This window comes from Marinobacter sp. EN3 (genome assembly GCF_000475315.1).
Taxonomy (GTDB): domain Bacteria; phylum Pseudomonadota; class Gammaproteobacteria; order Pseudomonadales; family Oleiphilaceae; genus Marinobacter; species Marinobacter nauticus.
Window position 1 is genome coordinate 54,919 of sequence record NZ_AXCC01000018.1, and the last position, 23,043, is coordinate 77,961.

Consider the following 23,043-nt stretch of genomic DNA (forward strand, 5'->3'; position numbering starts at 1 on the left):
CAACGTGTAGAGCTCGGGTTTATCCCGATAGTGACCCAAAGGTATTGGTGGCCCATTATGGACAATAATCGTTCCCGTCTCTACACTTGAAAAGCTCACTCATTTTGTGAGCAAAACAGAATATTTATCGCGTCTTGACGGGGTGCTGATTTGCCTGAACCAGGTGATCGGCTGAGATTGCAACGCAGAACCCGCGACCTGATCCGGATAATACCGGCGTAGGGATTAAGACCGTACGAACCATGCCAGAAGTAGGTTTCGAATTACCTTCGGCATAACTCCGTCATACGCGACCCGACCACCTGAGCAAACACGGGAGCAGACGATGACGGACATCCCATCCTACCTGAGCGATTCCGCACAAGTAGACTCCGCAGCAATCAAACCATTACCAAGCTCACGAAAAATATACGTGCAGGGTAGCCGAGCCGATCTGCGCGTGCCTATGCGGGAAATTACTGTGGGTGACACGCCCACTGAAATGGGCGGGGAAAAGAATCCGCCAGTGGTGGTGTACGACACCTCCGGGCCCTATTCAGACCCGGAAGCCAGCATCGATCTGCGTAAGGGGCTGTCGCCGGTGCGCGCTGCATGGATTGCCGAACGCGGCGATGTCGAACAACTGGAAGGGTATACCTCTGAGTTTACCCGCCGGCGTATGAAAGATCCGACTCTGGATCCGCTCCGGTTTATGGACGAGCGCAAACCCCTGCGTGCCAAACCCGGCAACAATGTGTCCCAGATGCATTACGCCCGGCAGGGCATTGTTACGCCGGAAATGGAGTACATTGCCATCCGGGAGAACATGAAGCTGCAGGAAGCCCGAGAGAATGGATTGCTGGCCGAGCAGCACCCCGGCCAGTCATTCGGTGCCAACTTGCCGAAAGAAATCACCCCGGAATTCGTTCGCGACGAAGTGGCCCGTGGCCGCGCCATCATTCCAGCCAACATCAACCACCCGGAAATCGAACCGATGATCATCGGCCGCAACTTCCTGGTGAAGATCAACGGCAACATTGGCAACTCGGCAGTGACCTCCTCCATTGAAGAGGAAGTGGAAAAACTCACCTGGGGCATTCGCTGGGGAGCGGATACCATCATGGATCTGTCCACCGGCAAGAACATTCACGAAACCCGGGAATGGATCATCCGCAACTCCCCGGTCCCCATCGGCACCGTGCCCATCTACCAGGCCCTGGAAAAAGTCGGCGGCGTGGCCGAAGATCTGACCTGGGAAATCTTCCGCGACACCTTGATTGAACAGGCGGAGCAGGGCGTGGATTACTTCACCATCCACGCCGGCGTGCGCCTGCACCACGTACCACTGACCGCCAAACGCACCACCGGCATCGTGTCCCGAGGTGGTTCCATCATGGCCAAGTGGTGCCTGGCTCACCACAAGGAAAGTTTCCTGTACGAGCACTTTGAAGACATCTGCGAAATCATGAAGGCCTATGATGTCTCCTTCAGTCTTGGTGACGGCTTGCGCCCGGGCTCTATTGCCGATGCCAATGATGCCGCCCAGTTTGGTGAACTGGAAACTCTCGGAGAACTCACCAAAATTGCCTGGAAGCACGACGTCCAGTGCATGATCGAAGGCCCCGGCCATGTGCCGATGCAGTTGATCAAGGAGAACATGGACAAACAGCTGGAATGCTGTGACGAAGCGCCGTTCTATACGCTCGGACCGCTGATCACCGATATTGCCCCGGGCTATGACCACATCACGTCTGGCATTGGGGCGGCCATGATCGGTTGGTACGGTTGTGCCATGCTTTGTTATGTCACGCCCAAGGAACACCTTGGACTGCCCAACAAGGACGACGTGAAAACCGGCATTATCACCTACAAGATCGCCGCGCATGCTGCAGACCTTGCAAAAGGTCACCCGGGTGCCCAGATCCGCGACAATGCGTTGTCCAAAGCACGATTCGAGTTCCGCTGGGAAGACCAGTTCAACCTGGGGCTGGACCCGGATACTGCCCGCGCCTACCACGACGAAACCCTTCCCAAGGAATCGGCCAAGGTGGCGCATTTCTGTTCCATGTGTGGCCCCAAGTTCTGCTCGATGAAAATCTCCCAGGAGGTCCGGGATTACGCGGCAGAGCACGGTATCGATGAGGTGTCGGCGATTGATGCCGGTATGCAGGCGAAATCACGGGAGTTCGTGGAATCGGGTAGCAAGATCTACGACAAGATCTGACCCGCATTCACTTGGTTCCGTGATGGCGTGAATCCGTGCCTGGCGGGGTGTTAACTTGCACACCGCCGTGGCTCCGGCTATCGTTCAAGGCCGAATGCGCAACCGGGTGAAGTAATGCCAAAACCATTCCAGTTCAACGCCAGCGACGTCAAAGTCGAAAAACGTGAAACCGTGTTCCAGGGCTTCTTCCGAATGGACAAACTCTGGCTGACGCATCCGCGCTTCGATGGTCGCGACATGCCCGTCTTTACCCGGGAACTGTTTATCCGAGGTGATGCCACCTGCGTGCTTCCATACGACCCGGCGCGCGACGAGGTTGTGCTTCTGGAGCAGTTTCGTTTGGGGGCGCTCCACCGTAACCAGTCCCCCTGGTTACTGGAACTTGTTGCTGGCATGAACGAGGATGGTGAGAGTCCGGAAGAGGTGGCCCAGCGAGAAGGTCAGGAAGAGGCTGGGCTGAGTTTCAGTCGCCTGGACAAAATCTGCGATTACCTGGTTTCCCCCGGCGGTACCACGGAAATGATCCACCTGTATTGCGGTCAGATCAGCACCGCCGAGGCTGGTGGTGTTTTCGGTATGGAACATGAGCACGAGGACATTCTCAGCCACGTGGTGTCAGCGAAAGAATGCTTTGCCATGATTGCTGATGGCCGCATCAATAACGCCGCCGCGATTATTGCCATCCAGTGGCTGCAACTGAACCGGGAGCGTTTGCGGCGGGAGTGGCAAGCATGACGGAGTGGGTAAAGCGGCCCAGGCAATATGTGCCGGACCTGCGCCAGTTGGGGGCGCTCTGCGACGGCAACTATCAGCGCCTGCGCAAGCTGCGCCAGCTTGAGGTGGATGGCAAACCCGTATGTGAGTTCGAACTGCACCGGGAGAACCAGTACCTGGGCCGGGTGCGAATTGAAGTGCTGCAAACGGCCAGATTCACAGAAACCCTGCTGCTGGAGCAAGTCCACAACAGCGGCCGATGGCTGAACAACCCGCGGATGACTGTGCGCGTATACCACGATGCCCTCATGGCCGAAGTAATCAGCTGCTACCGGCAACGACAGATTGCGCCCGTGAATGACTATCCGAACCGGTTTATGCATCACCCGGATGAAAAGGTTCAGGTGAACGGCTTCCTGGCCGATTGGCTGGACTACTGCCTGCGTTTCGGGCACCTGCCGATGGAGCATGCAGCCTGGTCTGCGGGCGAAGGCATCGATTGAAAACCCTCATCTCTGAACGGTTTCTCAGTTCGCCGAAAGTCTATAAAGCCGGTTGTCGGACCTGTGGCAGAGTTGTCAAATACTGCAAAATATAGCGTGCCGCTGGTCAGAATGTGATCCACCTTCCATTCGTGAACAATCAATCTGAACTAAGCCATCGTACACTTGTCTGGATTATCAACTGCTTGCAGAAAACAGAACAGGCCTGGCATGACCAAACCCACAACGGCGCGCCCACTCAATGTGTTGCAGCTTACCGATCCGCACCTGATGGCGTCTGCGGATGGCGCCTTGCTGGGAGTCAACACCCGTGACAGCCTGGCGGCGGTGATTAACGAAGTGCTTCGCAATCACGGCCAGCCCGACCTGATTCTTGCCACCGGAGATCTCACCCAGGATGCATCGCCGGAGGCGTATCGCTATTTCGCTGAACAACTGAAGGCGTTTGATTGCCCCTCGCTCTGGATTGCTGGCAATCATGACGATTCCGCGCTCTTGTCTTCCATTGCGGCGGAGTCCGGCTCTGATCAGAAACAATGGATCCAGGGCGGCTGGCAGTTTGTCATGCTCGATTCCTCGGTACACAGCAAGGTGTTTGGAGAGCTTTCGGCCGATGAGCTGAGTTTTCTCGACAGGGCTTTGTCCGAGCAACCAGAGATGCCTGCTGTGGTTAGCCTGCACCACCACCCTGTGGATATCGGCTCAGACTGGATGGAAAAAATCGGGCTCAAAAACCGGGACGCCTTCTGGCAAGTGATTGACCGGCATCCGCAGGTTCGGGTAGTGCTGTGGGGCCATATCCATCAAGAGCTTGAGCAGCAGCGCAATGGTGCTTGCCTGCTGGCCACCCCTTCTACTTGCATCCAGTTCGCCACAGGATCCAGTGACTTTGCCGTGGAACCTCTGGCACCGGGTTATCGCTGGCTGGAACTTGATCCCTCAGGTAGCTTCAAGACGGAAGTCCGCCGGGCAGACAGTTTCGAGTTTGACCTGGATGAGGACAGCTCCGGGTACTGATTAAGGCTTGCCTCAGGCTGTTCTGTCTGAGTCAAGCCTCGCTTAATCCGGGCAGCGCTGCAACCCGGCAGGTGCATTCAGCTCAGTACACCTGCCGTTCTGAATCCTCAGAACTCAGCTGCGCAGCTCCCGCGCTGCCGCCACCATGGTTTCCAGTGCCGGCGTCACTTCTTCCCATTTCCGGGTTTTCAGGCCGCAGTCCGGGTTAATCCACAGCCGTTCTGCGGGGATACGTTCAGCTGCCAGAGTCATCAGGTTGATGATGTGTTCCTTGTCCGGAATGTTGGGCGAATGAATGTCGTATACGCCCGGACCAATGTCATTGGGGTATTCAAAGCTCCGGAACGCATCCAGCAGTTCCATGTCTGACCGCGAGGTCTCGATGGTGATGACATCGGCATCCATACGGGCAATGGCTTCGATGATGTCGTTGAACTCCGAGTAGCACATATGGGTATGAATCTGGGTGCTGTCATCTACGCCGTTGGCGGCGATGCGGAAGCTGTTGATCGCCCACTCCAGATACGTTGCCCAGTCCGACTGTCTCAGCGGCAGGCCTTCGCGCAGAGCGGCTTCGTCGATCTGGATAATGTTTACGCCAGCTTGTTCCAGATCCTGAACCTCCTCGCGAATCGCCAGGGCCAGTTGCAGGCAGGAATCCTTGCGAGGCTGATCATCCCGCACGAAAGACCAGTTCAGAATCGTCACCGGGCCGGTCAGCATCCCTTTCACCGGTTTGTCCGTCAGCGACTGGGCATAGCGGATCCATTCCACGGTCATGGCCTGGGGTCGGCGGATATCGCCAAACAGAATCGGCGGTTTCACGCAGCGCGAACCGTAAGACTGAACCCAGCCGAAGCGCGTGAAGGCATAGCCGTCCAGTTGCTCGCCAAAGTATTCCACCATGTCATTACGTTCGGGTTCGCCGTGTACCAGGACATCCAGTCCGAGCTTTTCCTGCTCTTCCACGCAACGAACGATTTCTGCTCGCATTTGTTCGATGTAAGCCTGTTCGCTCAGCTCGCCCTTACGGAATTGCAGTCGCGCCTGTCGAATCTCGCGGGTTTGTGGGAAAGATCCGATGGTCGTGGTCGGGAAGGCGGGCAGATTTAGTCTCTCCCGCTGGCGGGCGATTCGCTGAGGGTAGGGGCTCTGGCGATTGCCAAGCTCAGGTGTAACCGAAGCAACGGCCTTTCGAACCTCCGGATTGGTCACGCGATGGGAGTTTCGGCGGCTATCGATGGCCAATTGGTTGTCTGCCAGCTCGGCGCGCACACTGCTGCGGCCCTCGTTCAGTGCTCTGGCAAGAATCTGCAGTTCGTCGAGTTTCTGTACAGCAAACGCCAGCCAGTTGCGGATGTCGCTATCAAGCTCCTGTTCCCGGGAGAGGTCGACAGGGACATGCAGAAGCGAACAGGACGGTGCCAGCCACAGACGTTGGCCCAGTTTTTCGTTCAGGGGCTCCAACCAGCCCAGGGTGCTGTTCAGATCCGATTTCCAGATGTTGCGACCGTTGACCACACCGAGAGAAAGCACCTTGTGACTCGGCAGCCAGTCTGCCACGCGACTGACTTCGGCCGGCGCGCTGATGGCATCGATGTGCAGTCCTGCAACGGGCAATTCGCACGCCAGCTGAAGATTGTCCCTGAGCTCGCCGAAATAGGTGGCCAATAGCAGTTTCGGGCGGTTCGTTTTGAGCTGGTGGTAAGCCAGATTGAAGGCATAACGCCAGTTGGCGTCCAGGTCCGTGACCAGGGCAGGTTCGTCAATCTGAACCCATTCCGCGCCGGCATCCGCCAGGGCTTCCAGGAGTTGGGAGTACACCGGTAGCAGGCGCTCCAGCAAATCCAGAGGATTGCTTCCATCCGAGCTTTTTCCCAGCCAGAGATAGGTCACCGGGCCAATAATCACGGGTTTTGCGTTGAGTCCCTGTTTCCGTGCTTCGGACAGTTGTGTTAACAGTCGTTCCGGATTGAGTTCAAAGTGAGTGTCAGCTGTCAGCTCCGGCACAATATAGTGGTAGTTGGTGTCAAACCACTTGGTCATCTCGCCAGCGGCAGTGGCGCAGCAGGGGCTATCATTGGCACCCCGGCCACGTGCGGCACGGAAGTAAGCGTCCAGCTCCGAGCCTTCTTTGCTGGCGGCCCGGATGGGGAGGTTTCCCAGAGTGACGGACATATCCAGCACCTGGTCGTAAAGGGAAAAATCGCCTACCGGCACGTAATCGAGCCCGGCCTGTTGCTGCCAGTGACGCCGGCGCAGATCGGCTGCCGTGATGGCCAGTTCCTGTTCGGTTTGCTGGCCGCCCCAATAGTCTTCCAGCGCGAATTTCAGCTCACGCTGGCCACCGATACGGGGGAAGCCGAGGTTATGTGTGGTTGCCATGATCGAGTCCTTGAATCCTGTGTGGTGAGTCAGGCCTCAAGGTTAGGCGGGCTTTTGCATGAATAAAAATGGTATTATTTCACTAAATCATGAAAAAGATTCACGGACAGGTCATGGTCGAGCGGCATCATCTGGAAATCATGCGAGCGGTGGAGCGCCAGGGCTCGCTGACGGCTGCGGCGGAACAGCTACACCTCACCCAGTCGGCGTTGTCCCACGCTATTCGTAAGCTGGAGCAACAACTGGGCACGTCGGTCTGGCTCCGAGAGGGGCGTCAGTTGCGTTTGACTCAGGCTGGTCATCAACTGCTGGCATTGGCCAATCGTTTGCTCCCGCAGTTTGAACACGCTGAGATGCAGATTCACCAGATTGCCCAAGGGCAGCGCGGCAGCTTGCGAGTTGGCATGGAGTGTCACCCCTGCTATCAATGGCTTCTGAGAGTAGTAGGCCCTTACTTGCAGCAGTGGCCGGATGTCGATGTGGATGTGAAACAGGAGTTCCAGTTCGGCGGCATGGGCGCGTTGTTTGGTCATGATATCGACTTGCTGGTTACCCCGGACCCGTTGCATAAGCCCGGTGTACGTTTTGAGCCCGTGTTCGATTATGAACAGGTGTTGGTGGTGTCGGAAGATCATTCGCTTGCCGATGAAAAATGGGTAGAGCCGCATCAACTCGAAAAAGAAACGCTGATTACTTATCCGGTGGCAGTAGAGCGTCTGGACATCTTCACGCGGTTTTTTCTGCCGGCGCATACCGCACCGGCACGCCATAAGACCATTGAGACCACCGATATCATGTTGCAGATGGTTGCTGCAGGGCGAGGGGTGAGTGCGTTACCACGCTGGCTGGTGGATGACTATGCCCGGAACATGCCCATCAGAGCCCTGAAACTCGGTCAACAAGGTATGCCCAAACAGATTTTTCTGGGTTTCCGGGAGCGTGACGAGGCGGTGGATTATCTGAACGCGTTCGTGAAGCTGGCCCGCAGCATTCGCTGGAACTAATCTCTTCGGTTAAACTGCGCGGAAAATTATCACAGGACACACAAATCATGAGTGAAATCCCTTCTGATCTGAAGTACATCGAAACTCACCAGTGGGTGCGCGTTGACGCTGACGGCACCGCCACCGTGGGCATCACCGATTTTGCCCAGGAGCAGCTGGGAGATGTGGTCTACATCGGTGTGCCGGAAACGGGCGCAACGGTAAACGGCGGCGAAGAAGCCGGAGTGGCAGAATCCGTGAAATCCGCCTCAGACGTATTCAGTCCGGTAACCGGCGAGGTCATCGAGATCAACGAAAAGCTCGAAGACGAACCGGAAATCGTTAACGAAGACCCCTACGGCGATGGCTGGATGTTCAAGGTGAAGCTGGCCGACGAAGGCGAGCTGGAAGGCCTCATGGATGCGGCTGCCTACGCTGAACACGTGGCTGCTGAGGAATAGTTGTTGATGGAATTCCCCGTTCTCTATCTGCGCAAAGGCGCAGAACGTCGTCTCCGGGCCGGTCATTTGTGGGTGTACAGCAACGAGGTGGATACCCGCCGCAGCCCGCTAACGGAGTTTCAGCCCGGCGCGCAGGTGCAGGTTCGGGCATCGAACGACAAACCGATGGGGGTGGCGTTTGTGAACCCCCATGCCCTGATCTGCGGTCGTTTGATCAGTCGTGATGCTGCTCACGGCATGACCCCCAAGCGGCTGACTGATCGCATGGAGGCGGCACTGAGCCTGCGGGAGCGATTGTTTGATAAACCCTTTTATCGCTGGGTATTCGGCGACAGCGATGGTCTCTCTGGCCTGGTAGTAGACCGGTTCGATGATGTCGTCGTAGTGCAGATCTCCACCGCCGGCATGGAGCAGATGAAGGAGGCTATTGTCCGTGCCGTCCAGCGCCTGGCTCATGCCCGCATCATCGTGCTGAAGAACGATGGAAAAATGCGCAAGGTTGAAGGGCTGGATACTTATGTGGAATTTGCCCACGGTCCGGAAGCCGACACCGTACTGGTGGAAGAGAACGGCGCCCGCTTTGAAGTGCCCCTGGCGGGCGGCCAGAAAACCGGTTGGTTCTATGACCACCGCATGAATCGCCAGCGCCTGCAGGCCTACGCGCCCGGCAAAAAAGTTCTCGATGTGTTCAGTTACGTGGGCGGTTGGGGCATTCAGGCCGCTTGCGCCGGCGCATCCCAGGTGACCTGCGTGGACGCATCGTCAGCCGCTGTAGATGCGGTACACCACAACGCCAAACTGAATGGGCTGGAAAACGTGGATACCATTGAAGGCGATGCCTTTGATGCCCTGAAAGCCCTGGCGGACGAAAAGGAAAAATTCGACATCGTGGTGCTGGACCCGCCCGCACTGATTCCCCGCCGCCGGGACCAGAAAGCCGGTGAGCAGGCCTATGCCCGGTTGAATCAATTGGGGCTCCGGCTGCTGGAACGCGACGGACTACTGGTGTCGGCCTCCTGTTCCATGCACCTTTCCCAGGAAAAGCTGATCGATATTATTCGTAGCAGCGGCCGCAAGATCGACCGGTTTGTGCAGTTGCTGGAACAGGGTCACCAGGCGCCGGATCATCCGATCGTACCGGGCATTCCGGAGACGGACTATATCAAGTCCTGCTTTGTGCGTTCCCTGACTGGGTTTTTGTGATCTGCGGGCGTTACGCCCGCAGCGAAATCACCGCCCAGCCATTCTCAATTGCCGTTTTCTCCAGGGTAGGGTCCGGATCCACCGCCACGGGATTGTCCACCTTCCGCAACAGCGGCAGATCATTGTGAGAGTCGCTGTAGAACCAGGCACCTTCGAGACTCTCACCGTGGGCCGCCAGCCAGTCGTTCAGCCTCTCCACCTTGCCTTCCTGAAAACTCGGTGTGCCCGCCACTTCGCCGGTAAACTTCCCGTTCACCAGCTCAGGCTCTGTGGCAATCAAGTGATCCACGCCCAGCAATTCCGCGATGGGCTCCGTAATAAAACGGTTGGTCGCGGTAATAATCATCAGCGTGTGACCCTGCTCACGATGGTCTGCGAGTAACTTCACCGCCTTGTCCTGCATCATCGGCTGCACCTTCTTGGCCATAAAAGTCGCCCGCCAGTCCTCGAGCTCATCCATGTTGTGGCGAGTGAGCGGCGCCAGCACAAAGCGCTGGTAATGGAAAACATCCAGCTCTCCATTCAGGTATTCCTGATAGAAGCGGTCGTTGGCCCGCTTGTACTCCTCCGCATCCACCATGCCCTCTTCCACCAGGAATTCGCCCCAGGCGTGGTCGCTGTCCCCGGCCAGCAAAGTGTTATCCAGATCAAAAATCGCGAGCGTCAAGCCTTCTCCTCCCATCCGTACAGGCGTCATGGCAAAGGCGACAGTCTACCACGGCACGCCAGTAACGTGCCGCCAACAGCTCCGTTTGCCGAAGTCTTGGGTTTCTGTAAGAATGAGAGCAACTTGGACAATTTTCGCCGGTTAAAAAATAACCGGCAGCCGACTACTACGAGGACTGTGCCGTGATCGACTCAGACGGTTTCAGACCCAACGTCGGAATCATTCTGGCCAACCACAGGGGAGAAGTTCTCTGGGCAAGGCGAATAGGGCAGGACTCCTGGCAGTTTCCTCAGGGTGGGATCAAGCACAACGAAACCCCCGAGGATGCACTCTACCGGGAGCTTGGAGAGGAAATCGGCCTGTGTGCCAGCGATGTGGAAATCATCAGCTGCACCCGGGGCTGGCTGCGTTACCGGCTTCCGAGGAGGATGGTACGCCATAACTCGCACCCCGTATGCGTGGGGCAAAAACAGAAATGGTTCCTGCTGAGGATGTTATCGCCAGATGCGTATGTACGCGTGGATGGCACGGATTCACCGGAATTCGACGGCTGGCAGTGGGTGAGCTACTGGTATCCGTTGGGGCAGGTGGTTTCATTTAAACGAGAAGTATACAGACGCGCGTTGAGGGAGCTGGCCCCAAGACTGTTTCATAACATGGAGCAGTGGCACCGGGCCGAGAACCCACGGCGTATGAAGGAACATCAGAAATGACGGACTGACTCCATGCTGAGCATCCTGCGAAGTCTAGTACAAGAGGTAAACAGCGCCCGCGATCTCCAGGAGGCGTTGGAAATCATTGTATCGCGGGTGCAAAAGGCCATGGGCACAGAGGTCTGCTCGGTTTATCTGCTGGATCCCGCCTCTAATCGCTACATCCTGATGGCCACCGAAGGCCTTTACAAAGACTCCGTGGGTCAGGTCAGCCTGGCCTACTCCGAGGGTCTGGTGGGGCTTGTCGGTTCCCGTGAGGAACCCATCAATCTTGAAGATGCGCCATCCCACCCGCGCTACCGTTACTTCCCGGAAACCGGTGAGGAGCGCTTTCGCTCGTTTCTGGGGGTGCCGATTATCCACCATCGCCGGGTAATGGGCGTGCTGGTGGTGCAGCAGCGGGAGAGTTCCCGTTGCTTCGATGAAGGTGAAGAAGCTTTTCTGGTCACGGTTTCAGCTCAATTGGCAGGTGTGATTGCCCACAGCGAGGCGACAGGGGCCATCAGTGGTCTTTCGCTGACGGGTGAGGAAGCGCGGGATGTGAGTTTTAGTGGTGTTCCCGGCGCGCCGGGTGTCGCCATTGGAACGGGTGTGGTGGTTTATCCTGCTGCCGATCTGGACGTGGTTCCGGAAAAGCCGACCGAAGACATTGACCAGGAGCTGGAGCTCTTTCGTTCAGCTGTTTCGGCGGTGCGGGAAGATATCGAACGCGTTGCCAACCGCCTTGCGTCCCAGCTCCGGCCGGAAGAGCAAGCGTTGTTCGATGTCTACCTGCGGATGCTGGGAGATGAGGCGCTTCCGGGTGAAGTGGCGAATCGAATCCGGGAAGGCGTATGGGCTCAGGGCGCCTTGAAACAGGTGGTTCAGCAGTATGTTCGTCATTTCGAGATGATGGACGACCTGTACCTGCAAGAACGCGCAGTCGACATCCGTGATCTGGGCCGCCGATTACTCTCACACCTGCAGGAAGGTGAGCAGAAGCATCTGGAGTATCCCGAGCGCACCGTGCTGGTGAGTGAAGAGCTGACGCCGGCCATGCTCGGTGAAGTGCCCAAAGGTCAATTGGTTGGACTGGTCTCGGTTAAGGGATCGAGCAACTCCCACGTTGCCATTCTGGCCAGGGCTATGGGCGTGCCCACGGTGATGGGGCTGGTAGACATCCCGGTTAACCAGCTAGATAGCCGGGAACTGGTGGTAGATGGTTTCGAAGGGCAGATTTTCGCGTCTCCCTCGGCCGATCTTAGAGCCTTTTTCCAGGCCATCTGCGACGAAGAAGACGAACTGGTTCGGGGCCTTGAAGCATTGCGTGACAAGCCCTGTGAGACCACTGACGGTCATCGGGTCTCGCTGCTGGTGAACACCGGTTTGATGACCGACGTGGTGCGCTCTCTTTCCCATGGTGCCGAGGGCATTGGCCTGTACCGCACCGAAGTGCCGTTCATGATCAAGGATCGCTTCCCGTCAGAGCAGGAGCAGCGGGAATACTACCGGGAACAGCTGGAGGCCTTTGCCCCTAATCCGGTGACCATGCGAACCCTCGATATTGGCGGTGACAAGGCACTCACCTATTTCCCTATTCAGGAAGAAAACCCGTTCCTGGGCTGGCGCGGTATCCGGGTAACGCTGGACCACCCCGAGATCTTCCTGGTTCAGGTGCGGGCCATGCTCAAGGCCAGTGAGGGTCTGAACAACCTGCAGATCATGTTGCCGATGATCAGCAATATTTCTGAGGTGGAGGAGTCCCTGCACCTGATCTATCGGGTCTATCACGAAGTTCGTGAAGAAGGGTACGACATTCATATGCCCAAGGTGGGTGTGATGGTGGAGATTCCGGCCGCGGTTTACCAGATTCGTGAGCTGGCGGAGCGGGTGGACTTCCTGTCGGTGGGCTCCAACGATCTGACGCAATACCTGCTGGCAGTAGACCGCAACAACCCGCGGGTGGCGCAGCTTTATCACTCCTATCATCCGGCGGTACTGCAGGCGCTGGTGCGGGTGGCTCAGGATGCCCATTCGGTGGGTAAGCCGGTGGGTATCTGTGGCGAGCTGGCGGGTGATCCGGGCGGCGCGCTGTTACTGATGGCCATGGGCTATGACTCCCTGTCGATGAACGCAGCGAGTCTGCCGAAAGTGAAATCCGTGATCCGCAGCGTGGGGCGGGAATGGGCCATCCAACTGTTGGAGGATGTGCTGCTGCTGGATTCGCCCCATGTCATCAAGAGCTGTGTTGATCTGGCGTTACGCAATGCCGGTTTTGGTCGCTACTTGCGCCCTGCCCGTACCTCGTCGGCAGCGCTGGCAGAACAGGCCGTTTCCTGAGCATCGTGAGGGTTATAGTGTGCGCACTCTAAATTCCCTTGTTAGGTTGTTGGATAACTGAAATCCTGCAGCAGTATCCGATAAGGACAGGCAATGAAGACAGCGACCGAGCTCAAGCCAGCACCGAGAATCGGCCTCGCCCTTGGCGGTGGTGGCCCTCTGGGTGGCATTTACGAGATCGGTGCCCTGCGGGCTCTGGACGAAGCTCTGGATGGTCTCGATTTTAATAATATAGACGTCTATGTGGGCGTAAACGCTGGCTCTTTTGTGGCTGCGAACCTGGCAAACCAGATGACCACGGCCCAGCTTTGCCGCATCTTCGTCCGGAACGAAGCTGAGGTGCATCCGTTCCACCCTGAGGTCTTCTATCGTCCTGCCTTGCGTGAGATCGGGCGCAGACTGCTCGCCGTGCCTGGCCTGCTTTCAACGGCGGTCAGCCGGTTCGTGAACAACCCATACGATCAGAGCCTGCTGGAAGCCATGACTATTCTGGCCCAGGCGGCACCGGCCGGACTCTTCGATAACGAGGGGTTGCACGAGTATCTGAAACGCGCCTTCACCATGCTTGGCCGCACGAATGATTTTCGTCAGCTCAAGCGGAGTCTGTATGTGGTTGCTGCAGACGTGGAGAGCACAGAGGCAGTCTGCTTTGGTGCGCCCGGGTACGATCACGTCCCCATATCCCGGGCGGTTCAGGCCAGCACCTCGTCGCCAGGTCTGTACGTACCGGTCGAGATTGATGGTCGCTATTACGTGGATGGCACTCTGAGAAAGGGGCTGCATGCTTCTGTCGCCTTTGAAGATGGCGCGGATCTGGTGTTGGCGGTCAATCCCCAGGTGCCCATTGATGCCAGTGCTGCGGTACGCGCGGGGACCATGAAGCCGGGAGAGCTTACCCGTTCGGGAATGCCGAATCTGTTGTCCCAGATGTTCCGGACCATGGTTTATTCCCGTATGCAGTCGGGTATTGCCCAGTACGCTCGTGATTATCCGGATAAGGACATACTGCTGTTTGAGCCCACCCGGGATGACGCCAAGCTGTTTTTCTCAAACGTGTTCAGCTTCCAGAGTCGCCGTATGGTGTGTGAGCACGCCTATCAGATGACCCGCCGAGATCTGCTCCGGCGGGCAGATGAACTGGAGCCCAAACTGCGCAAGTACGGCATTACGCTGCGCCGGGATCGTCTTGAGGATGAGCAGAGAACCATCAGTACCAGCCTGTATGGTGAAATGCTGCCCCTGTATGTGGCCAAAGGTCGCAAGAAGCAGGGCGAGAAGAACCGGATTGCGAGCGGCTTCAGTACCGTCACGCACCTGTTCTCAAAGGCAGAATAAGTACTGATGTTGCCGATACGGGCATGAAAAAGCCGGAGAGGTTATCCCCTCCGGCTTTTTTGTTGGCATTTCAGGAAACCGCGAATCAGAGAATGTAGCGGCTCAGGTCTTCGTCTTCAGATAGCTCGCCGAGCTTCTCGTCAACGTAGTCCGCTGTCACCTCAAAGGTATCGGTGACCTGGTCGCCGGCGTCGTAGGACAGACTTTCCAGCAAGCGCTCAAGCACGGTATGCAGGCGGCGCGCACCGATATTCTCGGTGGTTTCGTTCACCTTGTAAGCCACTTCCGCAATGCGGGCGATGGCATCGTCGGCGAAGGTCAGTTTCACACCTTCGGTGCCCATCAGCGCTTCATACTGCTGCACCAGCGAGGCATCCGGTTCGGTCAGAATGCGCTTGAAGTCGTCCGGCGTCAGCGCCTGCAGCTCCACGCGAATCGGCAGGCGGCCCTGCAGTTCCGGAATCAGGTCAGAAGGCTTGGACAGGTGGAAGGCGCCAGAGGCAATAAACAGAATGTGGTCGGTCCGAATGGAACCGTATTTGGTGCTTACGGTGCTGCCTTCAATCAGAGGCAACAGGTCGCGCTGAACGCCTTCCCGGGACACATCCGAGGAGGTGTTTTCCGAGCGTTTGGCAACCTTGTCGATCTCATCGATAAAGACAATCCCGTTCTGCTCAACCGCCTGAATGGCCTTCTGCTTGATCTCTTCCTCATTCACCAGCTTGGCGGCTTCTTCGTCCTTCACCCGCTTCATGGCATCCGCCACTTTCATCTTGCGGGTTTTGCGCTTGTCCGAAGACAGGTTGGAGAACATGCTCTGCAACTGGGAGGTCATCTCTTCCATGCCCGGAGGCGCCATGATCTCCACGCCGGCTCCACTGCTGCGCAAATCGATCTCGATTTCCTTGTCGTCCAGCTCGCCTTCCCGCAGTTTCTTGCGGAAAAGTTGTCTGGTTGAGGAGTCCGCATTGGTGCGCTGGCTGTCTTCGTTAAAATCCCTGGGGGGCGGCAGCAGGGCATCCAGAATGCGGTCTTCGGCGGCATCCAGTGCACGGTGTTCATGCCGCTTCATTTCCTGTTCGCGCAGCATTTTAACCGCCATGTCGGCCAGGTCGCGGATGATGGACTCAACATCCCGGCCTACATAGCCCACTTCGGTGAATTTGGTGGCTTCCACTTTCAGGAAGGGGGCATCCGCCAGTTTGGCCAGCCGGCGGGCAATTTCGGTTTTGCCGACGCCGGTGGGGCCGATCATCAGGATGTTTTTCGGGGTAATTTCATCCCGCAGGCTGCTGTCCAGTTGCATGCGGCGCCAGCGGTTACGCAGGGCAATGGCGACGGCGCGTTTGGCTTCTTCCTGGCCCACGATGTGTTTGTTCAGTTCGTGGACAATCTCTCGGGGAGTCATTGCAGACATGGTCGCTCCGGTCGTCAGTCTTTAATGGGCAGCACTTCCAGAGTGCGGTTCTGATTGGTGTAAATGCAGATGTCGCCGGCAATTTCGAGCGCCTTCTCGGCGATTTCGTGGGCGCTGAGCTCGGTGTTTTCCAGCAGCGCCCGGGCGGCGGCCTGGGCAAACGGCCCGCCGGAACCGATGGCGATCAGCCCCTGCTCCGGCTCGATTACGTCGCCGTTGCCGGTAATGATCAGAGAAGCGGTTTTGTCCGCAACGGCCAGCAGGGCTTCCAGCTTGCGCAGGGCGCGGTCTGTGCGCCAGTCTTTGGCCAGCTCTACAGCGGCACGGGTGAGATTGCCCTGGTGCTTTTCCAACTGGGCCTCGAATCGTTCGAACAAGGTGAAGGCATCGGCGGTGCCACCGGCAAAACCAGCAATTACCTGGCCGTTGTACAGGCGGCGTACCTTTCGGGCATTGCCTTTCATAACGGTGTTGCCAAGGGATACCTGGCCATCACCGCCCATGGCGACTTCATTCTCCCGGCGTACGGAAACTATCGTGGTCATTGGCGCTCCAGTTGCCTGTTTGAATTTGTATTTTGGCTTTATGGAGGCGCGGGGCGGGATTTCAAGAGCAGGGGAGGTGGCTGAACATAGTTCAGCCTTCTTTCGGGATCTTCCGCACCAGAGGCTGGATATTGATAGTCACCAGCTTGTCGACCGCCGAGTTCATCTGGCTGCGGGAGTTGAATGGCCCCACATTCACGCGGTACCACACACTTCCGTTGTCGAGATCGATGCGCTGTACATGAGCTCTGAGTCCCTGGAAGGCGATCTGCGCGCGCTGTCGCTCGGCATCTTCCTTGCTCCTGAACGAGCCGGACTGTACGACATAATCGAACTCCTGCATGGCCGGGCCCGGGGTATATTCTTCCACTTTGGGCGGCACCACCTCGGATTCCGGCAGCATTTCGTAGAATCGGAAATTCTGCTCTTTCGGCCGGGTATCCTGTTTAGCCGTGGTGTTGGCGGGTTGCTTCGGCGCTACCGGGGTTTGTTCCTGAATCGGAGTTTGCCTGGCCGTTTCCGGCCCGCCGGGCAAGGTGTTCAGGTAGACGATAAAGCCGATGAAGCCACCCACGGCGGCCAGAGACAGGATGGTTTTCATAGACAATGCGCCATGCTGTGAATGCGAGGGTGCACTCTTTTTGGGCTTGGACGCGGGCTTGCTGGCGGCGGCCCCTTTGCCCGCAGGGCGATCTTTCCTGGCGTAATCTCTGGCCATGGCCTGATTACATCTCCTCTGGGGCGCTTACGCCAAGCAGGTCCAGGCCGTTGGCAATCACCTGGCGCACGGCCAGGTAAAGGCTGACTCTGGCGTCCCGCAGGCCGGTATCTTCAATCAGCACCTTGTGGGCGTTGTAGTAAGTGTGGAACTGGCCGGCCAGCTCACGAAGGTAATGGGTGAGGTGGTGCGGCTCGCGCTGGGCGGCGGAGTTGGCAATCAGTTCCGGGTATTTCGCCAGCTGATTGGCCAGTTCCTTCTCTTCATCCAGGGTCAGCAGGCTCAGGTCGCCGACGCATTCGTTCATGCCACGCGGTACGCCCTCGGCGGCCAGCTTGCGCAGCACGCTGCAAATCCGGGCATGGGCATATTGGATGTAATACACCGGGTTTTCATTGGTCTGGGAGCGCGCCAGGTCGATATCGAAAGTCAACTGGGAATCCACGCGACGCGCCGCCAGGAAGAAGCGGGTGGCATCCCGGCCCACTTCGTCGATCAGATCCCGCACGGTAACGTAGCTGCCTGCGCGCTTGGAGATTTTTACTTCCCGGCCAGAGCGGGTCACCATCACCATCTGGTGCAGAACGTAATCCGGCCATCCCTGGGGGATATCTGCCTTCAGGGCCTGCAGTCCCGCGCGAACACGGGTTACGGTGGAGTGGTGGTCAGCGCCCTGCTCGTTAATTACGGTGGTAAAACCGCGCTGCCACTTGTCCAGGTGGTAAGCGACATCGGGCAGGAAGTAGGTGTAGCCGCCGTCTTTCTTGCGCATTACCCGGTCTTTGTCGTCGCCGAACTCGGTGGTTTTCAGCCACATGGCGCCATCCTGCTCATAGGTGTAACCGTTGGCCTTGAGGCGCTCAACGGTGGCTTCCACCTTGCCATCCTCGTACAGAGAGGATTCCAGGAAATACACATCGAACTGAACCCCGAAGGCTTTCAGGTCCAGGTCCTGCTCACGGCGCAGGTAGGCGACGGCGAATTCCCGGATGGCATCCCGGTCTTCCGGATCTGCTTTTGCGGTTACCTCACGGTCGTCAGCCACCACGGTTTCGCCGGCAAGGTAGGCGTTAGCCACGTCGACGATGTAATCGCCCCGGTAGCCATCTTCTGGCCAGCTTTCATCTTCCGGAGTCAGGCCCTTAACGCGGGACTGCACCGACAGGGCCAGGTTGTTAATCTGGGCACCGGCGTCGTTGTAGTAGAACTCCCGGGTAACATCGTAACCGTTGGCTTCCAGCAAGCGGCACAGGCAATCGCCAATGGCGGCGCCCCGTCCGTGACCCACGTGCAGAGGGCCGGTGGGGTTGGCAGACACAAACTCCACCTGAACCTTTTCGCCGTTACCGGAGTTGTTGCGGCCGAACTGCTGCGCTTCGTCCAGGATAGTGTTCACAATGCCGAAGGCGCTGGCAGTGCTCATGAAAAAATTGATAAACCCCGGCCCGGCAATCTCCACTTTCTCCACGGCAGAACTCTCTGGCAATGCCGCCACCAGGGCTTCGGCCAGCTTGCGAGGTGGGCAGCCGGCGGCTTTGGAGGCCACCAGGGCAATATTGCAGGCATAGTCCCCGTGGGACTTGTCTTTGGTGTTGCCCACCTGAGGAGTGAAGCTCTGGTCTGCCGGCAGTGTGCCGTCAGATTGCAGGGTCGCCAGTGCAGACTGGAGAAGCTCGGATACGGTCTCTTTCATGCTGTCGAATGACTCGGTTTGCAGAAGAATGGGTGTCAGGGCAGGGCGCCCGTTGAAAATAGAAGGGGCGTATTATCGCGGAAAGTTGGTGTGTAAGCAAAAAGCCCGGCGCTGGGGCCGGGCTTACTTGGGATCTAAAGCGTTTTTGGGGGGGCGTTACAGACTAATTAAGTCCTCGGACACCGTTTCACCCGGTGTTGTGACAGTTGCTGTCAGGCGTGCTGGAACACCGCTGTCACTTCGTTGTGCGAAAACGCAAGCGGTGAACTGAGTTTCGTCTGCCGGGAGTGCGCTGCCCCGAACCGTTTTCGTTGACTCCGATGACAGAATTTCTCCGTCGGTGATGGTAAATGCAATTTCGGTCCCTGCAGGAGGATGAATCCGGCCACCTGAGCGCTCTAATACAGACACCGATGCACAGTATTCATCAGGCCTTGGCCCTGCTGAAAGTGTAATTAATGGATCCCTGGAGCTCGAAACAAATAGCTCTCCTGTCTCGGAGATAGTACCTACGCCGCCCGCGCTGAGCTCGCCTATCGTTGTCGCTGTAATTTGTGGCTTAGTTTGCCACGGATCCTGGCTTCTCCAAACGACAGTGCAGGTTCCTTCTTCAGTTAATTGGCATTCAGGTGTTATTGAGCCGCCTGTAGTCGTGAAGTTTACAGTAGTGTTGCCTCGGACATTCTGGCCATTTTTGTCTGTGGCAAAGACGCTGAAGTCTACGGTAATGCCTGCGGTAAACTGCGCATCCGGAATAAAGTTGCTGGCGGCAAGAGTTAGGCCCGTCTCAATCGGTATGGTTGAGTTTATCGCGATTGGTGGTGACTGGGTTTCACTCAAGCTACCATCTGAGGCTTCGATTCCCGCAATAACTCGAACGACGGTGGAGTCCGAGCCGGCAATTACCAATGTTGAAACCTCGCCGTTGTTGTCAGATGTTGCTTCAGTCGGGTCGATGCTTACGGGAATGCTTGGTGCGGCTGTGTCGCCAGTTATTCGAAAGCTCACTGTGACATTTGGCACCGGGTCGCCGGCCTGATCAACTACTTGGAAGCTGACCTCTGATTCGGAAGGCCTGGAAAGAGAGCCTGAGCCTGCAGGGGCGATTGATGTGAATTCCGGTTCGTTTGATAGAATTCGGTCTGCTTCAGCGCCATCAATGTTCAGCACGATACTGGCTGTAGCCTGGGTTCCGTTAATAAAGGCTGTCACCGTATCGGTCGGAGTGCATCCGCTTGCAGTGTACGTCGTTTCTGCAACGCCCGAACCCGTAACAATGGGAGTGCTAATAGTTGCCGTACCATTGGTCAGGCAACCTGATCGGAAGCTTATTTCTAAATCGCGATCATCTATTAGGCTGTTACCATTGCCTGCGTCAACCGCAGAGACGGTAAGAGAGGTAGTTCCTCTTGGCGGCAGGTTCGTTATCTCGGACTCTATTTGTCCTTCAATGAACGATGAGCCTTCGCCAGAACCCAGGACAATAACTTCTTCCTGCCCGCCATCGTTGGTTCCGCTTCCGCCTGTCGAATCTCCGCCACCTCCGGAGCCGTTTCCGGACACAAGCGGCGTTGAACTATCATCTCCGCCACAGGCCGCCAAAAAAACAGCCAGCGACAACGCCGACGCACGCGCAAGGAATTTCCCTGACATTTTATATCTCCAGTTTTCGTTTACAGCAAAAGCCTTTTCGCTGCGCATTCCCTGCACGAGAACCGCAACCTCAGGTTTCTTTCTAGGTTTGTTGGTTATATGGCTGAAAATCATAGCACAGTCAATTCAAACGAAATGCTTACGAATGGGGAATTCTGAAAAAGATTGTAACGAATTGCATGGTGGGCGCTGTGTCACATTTTGGAGTATAGGGTATTACCCGGTCTCCTGAGGATCCACATCCACAATCCATTTAGTGCTTGCCGGCAGCTTGCTCTGATCCAGGTGCTGACAAAGGTGACTAAGCAAGTGGTTGAGTCGGCGCCGGCTATCGCTGACCAGTATCAGTTGCGCCCGGTGCCGGTCGGCTTTACGTGCAATTACCGCCGGTAGCGGCCCCCAAGTTTCTATGCCGCTCACTGCCGTCATGGGTTTAATGGTGTCCAGCAGGTGCAGGCTTGCCTGCATGGTGTCGGCTTCCGCGCGGAGTATGGCCATGGCGCGGAATGGTGGCAGGGCGCCGATTCGGCGTTCGGCCAGAAGTTGGTCTGCCAGAGCGGTATAGTTACCCTGACAGAGCGATTTCAATAACGGGTGGTCGCTGTGGCAGGTCTGGATAAGCACTTTGCCGGGTTTTTCGCCCCGGCCAGCGCGGCCGCTCACTTGCAAAAGTGTCTGCACCATCTGTTCCGGCGCCCGAAAATCGACACTGAACAGGCCTCCATCGGCGTTGACGACGGCAACCAGGGTTACGTTGGGAAAGTCATGGCCCTTGGCGAGCATCTGGGTGCCCACCAGTATGCAGGGCGCACCGCTGTTAACCTGAGCCAGTATATTCTGGATACTCCCTTTGCGCTGGGTGCTGTCCCTGTCTACCCGCACAATGGGGGTATCCGGAAACTGTTCGGCCAGGGTTTCTTCGGTGCGCTCTGTGCCCTGGCCTACGGGTTTGAAATTTTCACTCCGGCATTTGGGGCAGCTGTGGCTTGCAGCCATCTGGAAGTCGCAGTGATGGCAACGCATGGCTCTGTCCCGGCGATGGTATGTCAGTCGGGTATCGCAGCGCGGGCATTCCTCCATGTGGCCACAATCGAAGCACATCATGATGGGGGCGAATCCCCGCCGGTTCACAAATACCAGTGCCTGCTCACCTCGTGCCAGTGTTTCCTTTATAGCGTTCAGGGTGGGGCGCGAGAGGCCGGCTTCCAGAGGGCGGCTGCGGATGTCGAGCAGCTCCACTTCCGGAGGTGAGGCATTGCCAGCCCGTTGTTCCAGGCGGATAAGGTGGTATTTGCCTTGCCTGGCGTTGTGCCAGGATTCCAGCGAAGGCGTTGCTGAGCCCAGGATGACGGGGCATTGATTCAGGTGAGCCCGATAGACAGCAACGTCCCGCCCCGAGTAGCGAAACCCTTCGCCCTGCTTGTAGGAGTTGTCATGTTCTTCGTCCACAACAATGGCGCGAAGGTTCGTGAACGGCAGCAAGACGGCGGAGCGGGTGCCGATCAGAATAACCGGTTCCCCATGTCGGATTCTCAGCCAGGTAGCCAGGCGTTCGCTGTCGTTCAGGGCCGAGTGCCAGGCCACAATCCGGTTGCCGAAGTAACGCCGGAAGCGCTCGAGGGTCTGGGGCGTGAGGTTGATTTCGGGAACCAGTACCAGAGCCTGTTGGTCGTCCCGCAGTTTTTGTGTCAGGTAATGAAGATAGAGCTCGGTCTTGCCGCTCCCGGTGATGCCATAAAGAAGTGTGGCACTGAAGCGATCTGTAACCTGTGGTAATTCTTTGGCCGCTGCCAGTTGCGCGGGTGAGAGTCTGGGGCCGTCTACTGTGGCGATGCTTTCGCTGGAAGTCGGATGCTGTGGATCGCTCAGTTCGATAAGGCCTTTATCGTGAAGGCTTTTGATCTGAGGGCGGTTGAAGCCGGCTTTAACCAGTTCGCCGGTCGATATGCCGGGTGCGCGCTGGATGGCTTCCAGCAAGGCTTTCTGTCGATGGGCGTTGGCCGGCAGTGGGGCGATGTTTTGGGTGCCTTGCCAGTGTTCATCCTGTTTCTGCTGTGACGGCCGGCCTCGGCGTAATGCGGGAGGCAGAGCGGTGAACAGGCACTCACCCAAGGGGTGCTGATAGTAGTCGCTGGCCCAGCTAAGGAGTTGGAAGGTGGCTGTGGGTAAGGCGAGCCACGGCTCCAGCACTTCCAGGATCGGCTTGAGGGTAATGCCGTCTGGTGGTGTCACGCCGGTTTCCACCACAAGGCCGGTCAGGGTTTGCCTGCCAAAGGGTACTTTCACGCGTTGCCCGGGTGAGACTGTCATGGTCTCCGGGATTCGGTAATCAAAGAGTCGCCGGAGCGGGCGATTCAGGGCGATGCGAGCGGTTGAGGGCCGTGTCACGGTAACTGCGTATCCTGAAAGCGGGCAAAAGTAGGCTGGTTGCATGGTATCCGGACTGTTCCGGATGGCCAAGATACTTGCCTGTGGTCGGGTTTGTCAGTAAGATTCGCGGTCTGTTTCTGGCCG

At 57.3% G+C, this 23,043-nt stretch carries 18 protein-coding genes and 1 riboswitch; of the genes, 10 read left to right on the forward strand and 8 right to left on the reverse strand.

Annotation, left to right across the window (positions count from 1 at the left end; translation table 11 throughout):
• Positions 1-128: 128 nt before the first annotated feature.
• Positions 129-242: riboswitch (TPP riboswitch) on the forward strand.
• 83 nt (positions 243-325) lie between these two features.
• The 4 genes from thiC (at position 326) to cpdA (ending at position 4,437) form a co-directional block, all read left to right on the forward strand.
• On the forward strand, positions 326-2,203 hold the full coding sequence (gene thiC, locus Q675_RS25765; RefSeq protein WP_031211222.1) for a phosphomethylpyrimidine synthase ThiC: 1,878 nt from the start codon (positions 326-328) through the stop codon (positions 2,201-2,203).
• Positions 2,204-2,317: 114 nt separating this feature from the next.
• Positions 2,318-2,938, forward strand: coding sequence for an NUDIX domain-containing protein (locus Q675_RS25770; protein ID WP_023010962.1), 621 nt, complete (start codon positions 2,318-2,320; stop codon positions 2,936-2,938).
• The gene (locus Q675_RS25775; protein WP_023010963.1) at positions 2,935-3,420 is read left to right on the forward strand and encodes a DUF1249 domain-containing protein; all 486 of its coding nucleotides are present in this window, start codon (positions 2,935-2,937) and stop codon (positions 3,418-3,420) included. The genes Q675_RS25770 and Q675_RS25775 overlap by 4 nt, the downstream gene beginning before the upstream one ends.
• 210 nt (positions 3,421-3,630) lie before the next feature.
• Positions 3,631-4,437 (forward strand): 3',5'-cyclic-AMP phosphodiesterase, encoded by an 807-nt coding sequence (cpdA, locus tag Q675_RS25780; protein ID WP_023010964.1) that lies wholly within the window; start codon positions 3,631-3,633, stop codon positions 4,435-4,437.
• Positions 4,438-4,551: 114 nt separating this feature from the next.
• Here the strand turns inward: cpdA and metE are convergent, their stop codons facing one another.
• The gene (gene metE, locus Q675_RS25785; protein ID WP_023010965.1) at positions 4,552-6,822 is read right to left on the reverse strand and encodes a 5-methyltetrahydropteroyltriglutamate--homocysteine S-methyltransferase; all 2,271 of its coding nucleotides are present in this window, start codon (positions 6,820-6,822) and stop codon (positions 4,552-4,554) included.
• Between the two features lie 113 nt (positions 6,823-6,935).
• Here metE and Q675_RS25790 point away from each other — a divergent pair, with 113 nt between their 5' ends.
• From Q675_RS25790 to Q675_RS25800, 3 genes are read left to right on the forward strand one after another with little or no spacing between them, the layout of a single operon-like run.
• Positions 6,936-7,826: a LysR family transcriptional regulator gene (locus Q675_RS25790; RefSeq protein ID WP_031211225.1), complete on the forward strand. Its 891-nt coding sequence runs from the start codon at positions 6,936-6,938 to the stop codon at positions 7,824-7,826.
• A 47-nt stretch (positions 7,827-7,873) separates the two neighbouring features.
• Positions 7,874-8,266 carry a glycine cleavage system protein GcvH gene (gcvH, locus tag Q675_RS25795; RefSeq protein ID WP_022992066.1) on the forward strand — a complete coding sequence of 131 codons (393 nt, stop codon included), beginning with the start codon at positions 7,874-7,876 and terminating at the stop codon, positions 8,264-8,266.
• 6 nt (positions 8,267-8,272) lie between these two features.
• A complete protein-coding gene (locus Q675_RS25800) occupies positions 8,273-9,469 on the forward strand; it encodes a class I SAM-dependent rRNA methyltransferase (RefSeq protein WP_011784331.1) in 1,197 nt (398 codons plus the stop codon).
• Positions 9,470-9,479: 10 nt separating this feature from the next.
• Here Q675_RS25800 and Q675_RS25805 read toward each other — a convergent pair whose 3' ends face one another.
• Positions 9,480-10,136: an HAD family hydrolase gene (locus tag Q675_RS25805; protein ID WP_023010967.1), complete on the reverse strand. Its 657-nt coding sequence runs from the start codon at positions 10,134-10,136 to the stop codon at positions 9,480-9,482.
• A 182-nt stretch (positions 10,137-10,318) separates the two neighbouring features.
• Between Q675_RS25805 and Q675_RS25810 the strand changes: the two genes are divergently transcribed.
• The 3 genes from Q675_RS25810 to Q675_RS25820 all read left to right on the forward strand — a co-directional run bounded on the left by Q675_RS25810 (position 10,319) and on the right by Q675_RS25820 (position 14,503).
• Positions 10,319-10,849, forward strand: coding sequence for an RNA pyrophosphohydrolase (locus Q675_RS25810; protein ID WP_023010968.1), 531 nt, complete (start codon positions 10,319-10,321; stop codon positions 10,847-10,849).
• Between the two features lie 12 nt (positions 10,850-10,861).
• A complete protein-coding gene (ptsP, locus tag Q675_RS25815) occupies positions 10,862-13,168 on the forward strand; it encodes a phosphoenolpyruvate--protein phosphotransferase (protein ID WP_023010969.1) in 2,307 nt (768 codons plus the stop codon).
• Between the two features lie 93 nt (positions 13,169-13,261).
• On the forward strand, positions 13,262-14,503 hold the full coding sequence (locus Q675_RS25820; protein WP_023010970.1) for a patatin family protein: 1,242 nt from the start codon (positions 13,262-13,264) through the stop codon (positions 14,501-14,503).
• An 85-nt stretch (positions 14,504-14,588) separates the two neighbouring features.
• On the opposite strand, the gene hslU is transcribed toward Q675_RS25820, so the two are convergent.
• The 6 genes from hslU to Q675_RS25845 form a co-directional block, all read right to left on the reverse strand.
• On the reverse strand, positions 14,589-15,920 hold the full coding sequence (gene hslU / locus Q675_RS25825; RefSeq protein ID WP_011784336.1) for an HslU--HslV peptidase ATPase subunit: 1,332 nt from the start codon (positions 15,918-15,920) through the stop codon (positions 14,589-14,591).
• Between the two features lie 14 nt (positions 15,921-15,934).
• Positions 15,935-16,465, reverse strand: coding sequence for an ATP-dependent protease subunit HslV (gene hslV, locus Q675_RS25830; RefSeq protein ID WP_011784337.1), 531 nt, complete (start codon positions 16,463-16,465; stop codon positions 15,935-15,937).
• 91 nt (positions 16,466-16,556) lie between these two features.
• A complete protein-coding gene (locus Q675_RS25835) occupies positions 16,557-17,183 on the reverse strand; it encodes an SPOR domain-containing protein (protein ID WP_023010971.1) in 627 nt (208 codons plus the stop codon).
• Between the two features lie 7 nt (positions 17,184-17,190).
• Positions 17,191-18,876, reverse strand: a complete 1,686-nt coding sequence (gene argS / locus Q675_RS25840; RefSeq protein WP_023010972.1) for an arginine--tRNA ligase — start codon at positions 18,874-18,876, stop codon at positions 17,191-17,193.
• 156 nt (positions 18,877-19,032) lie between these two features.
• Complete coding sequence (locus tag Q675_RS38095) at positions 19,033-20,643, reverse strand: hypothetical protein (RefSeq protein ID WP_023010973.1); 1,611 nt, start codon at positions 20,641-20,643, stop codon at positions 19,033-19,035.
• 102 nt (positions 20,644-20,745) lie between these two features.
• Positions 20,746-22,962 carry a primosomal protein N' gene (locus tag Q675_RS25845; protein ID WP_051995603.1) on the reverse strand — a complete coding sequence of 739 codons (2,217 nt, stop codon included), beginning with the start codon at positions 22,960-22,962 and terminating at the stop codon, positions 20,746-20,748.
• Positions 22,963-23,043 lie beyond the last annotated feature (81 nt).

What these genes read in the sequence shown, in the direction of transcription:
- thiC (WP_031211222.1), top strand. Translation starts at nt 326, where the DNA reads ATGACGGACATCCCATCCTACCTGAGCGATTCCGCACAAGTAGACTCC.
- Q675_RS25770 (WP_023010962.1), top strand. Translation starts at nt 2,318, where the DNA reads ATGCCAAAACCATTCCAGTTCAACGCCAGCGACGTCAAAGTCGAAAAA.
- Q675_RS25775 (WP_023010963.1), top strand. Translation starts at nt 2,935, where the DNA reads ATGACGGAGTGGGTAAAGCGGCCCAGGCAATATGTGCCGGACCTGCGC.
- cpdA (WP_023010964.1), top strand. Translation starts at nt 3,631, where the DNA reads ATGACCAAACCCACAACGGCGCGCCCACTCAATGTGTTGCAGCTTACC.
- metE (WP_023010965.1), bottom strand. Translation starts at nt 6,822, where the DNA reads ATGGCAACCACACATAACCTCGGCTTCCCCCGTATCGGTGGCCAGCGT.
- Q675_RS25790 (WP_031211225.1), top strand. Translation starts at nt 6,936, where the DNA reads ATGGTCGAGCGGCATCATCTGGAAATCATGCGAGCGGTGGAGCGCCAG.
- gcvH (WP_022992066.1), top strand. Translation starts at nt 7,874, where the DNA reads ATGAGTGAAATCCCTTCTGATCTGAAGTACATCGAAACTCACCAGTGG.
- Q675_RS25800 (WP_011784331.1), top strand. Translation starts at nt 8,273, where the DNA reads ATGGAATTCCCCGTTCTCTATCTGCGCAAAGGCGCAGAACGTCGTCTC.
- ptsP (WP_023010969.1), top strand. Translation starts at nt 10,862, where the DNA reads ATGCTGAGCATCCTGCGAAGTCTAGTACAAGAGGTAAACAGCGCCCGC.
- Q675_RS25820 (WP_023010970.1), top strand. Translation starts at nt 13,262, where the DNA reads ATGAAGACAGCGACCGAGCTCAAGCCAGCACCGAGAATCGGCCTCGCC.
- hslU (WP_011784336.1), bottom strand. Translation starts at nt 15,920, where the DNA reads ATGTCTGCAATGACTCCCCGAGAGATTGTCCACGAACTGAACAAACAC.
- hslV (WP_011784337.1), bottom strand. Translation starts at nt 16,465, where the DNA reads ATGACCACGATAGTTTCCGTACGCCGGGAGAATGAAGTCGCCATGGGC.
- Q675_RS25835 (WP_023010971.1), bottom strand. Translation starts at nt 17,183, where the DNA reads ATGGCCAGAGATTACGCCAGGAAAGATCGCCCTGCGGGCAAAGGGGCC.
- argS (WP_023010972.1), bottom strand. Translation starts at nt 18,876, where the DNA reads ATGAAAGAGACCGTATCCGAGCTTCTCCAGTCTGCACTGGCGACCCTG.
- Q675_RS38095 (WP_023010973.1), bottom strand. Translation starts at nt 20,643, where the DNA reads ATGATTTTCAGCCATATAACCAACAAACCTAGAAAGAAACCTGAGGTT.
- Q675_RS25845 (WP_051995603.1), bottom strand. Translation starts at nt 22,962, where the DNA reads ATGCAACCAGCCTACTTTTGCCCGCTTTCAGGATACGCAGTTACCGTG.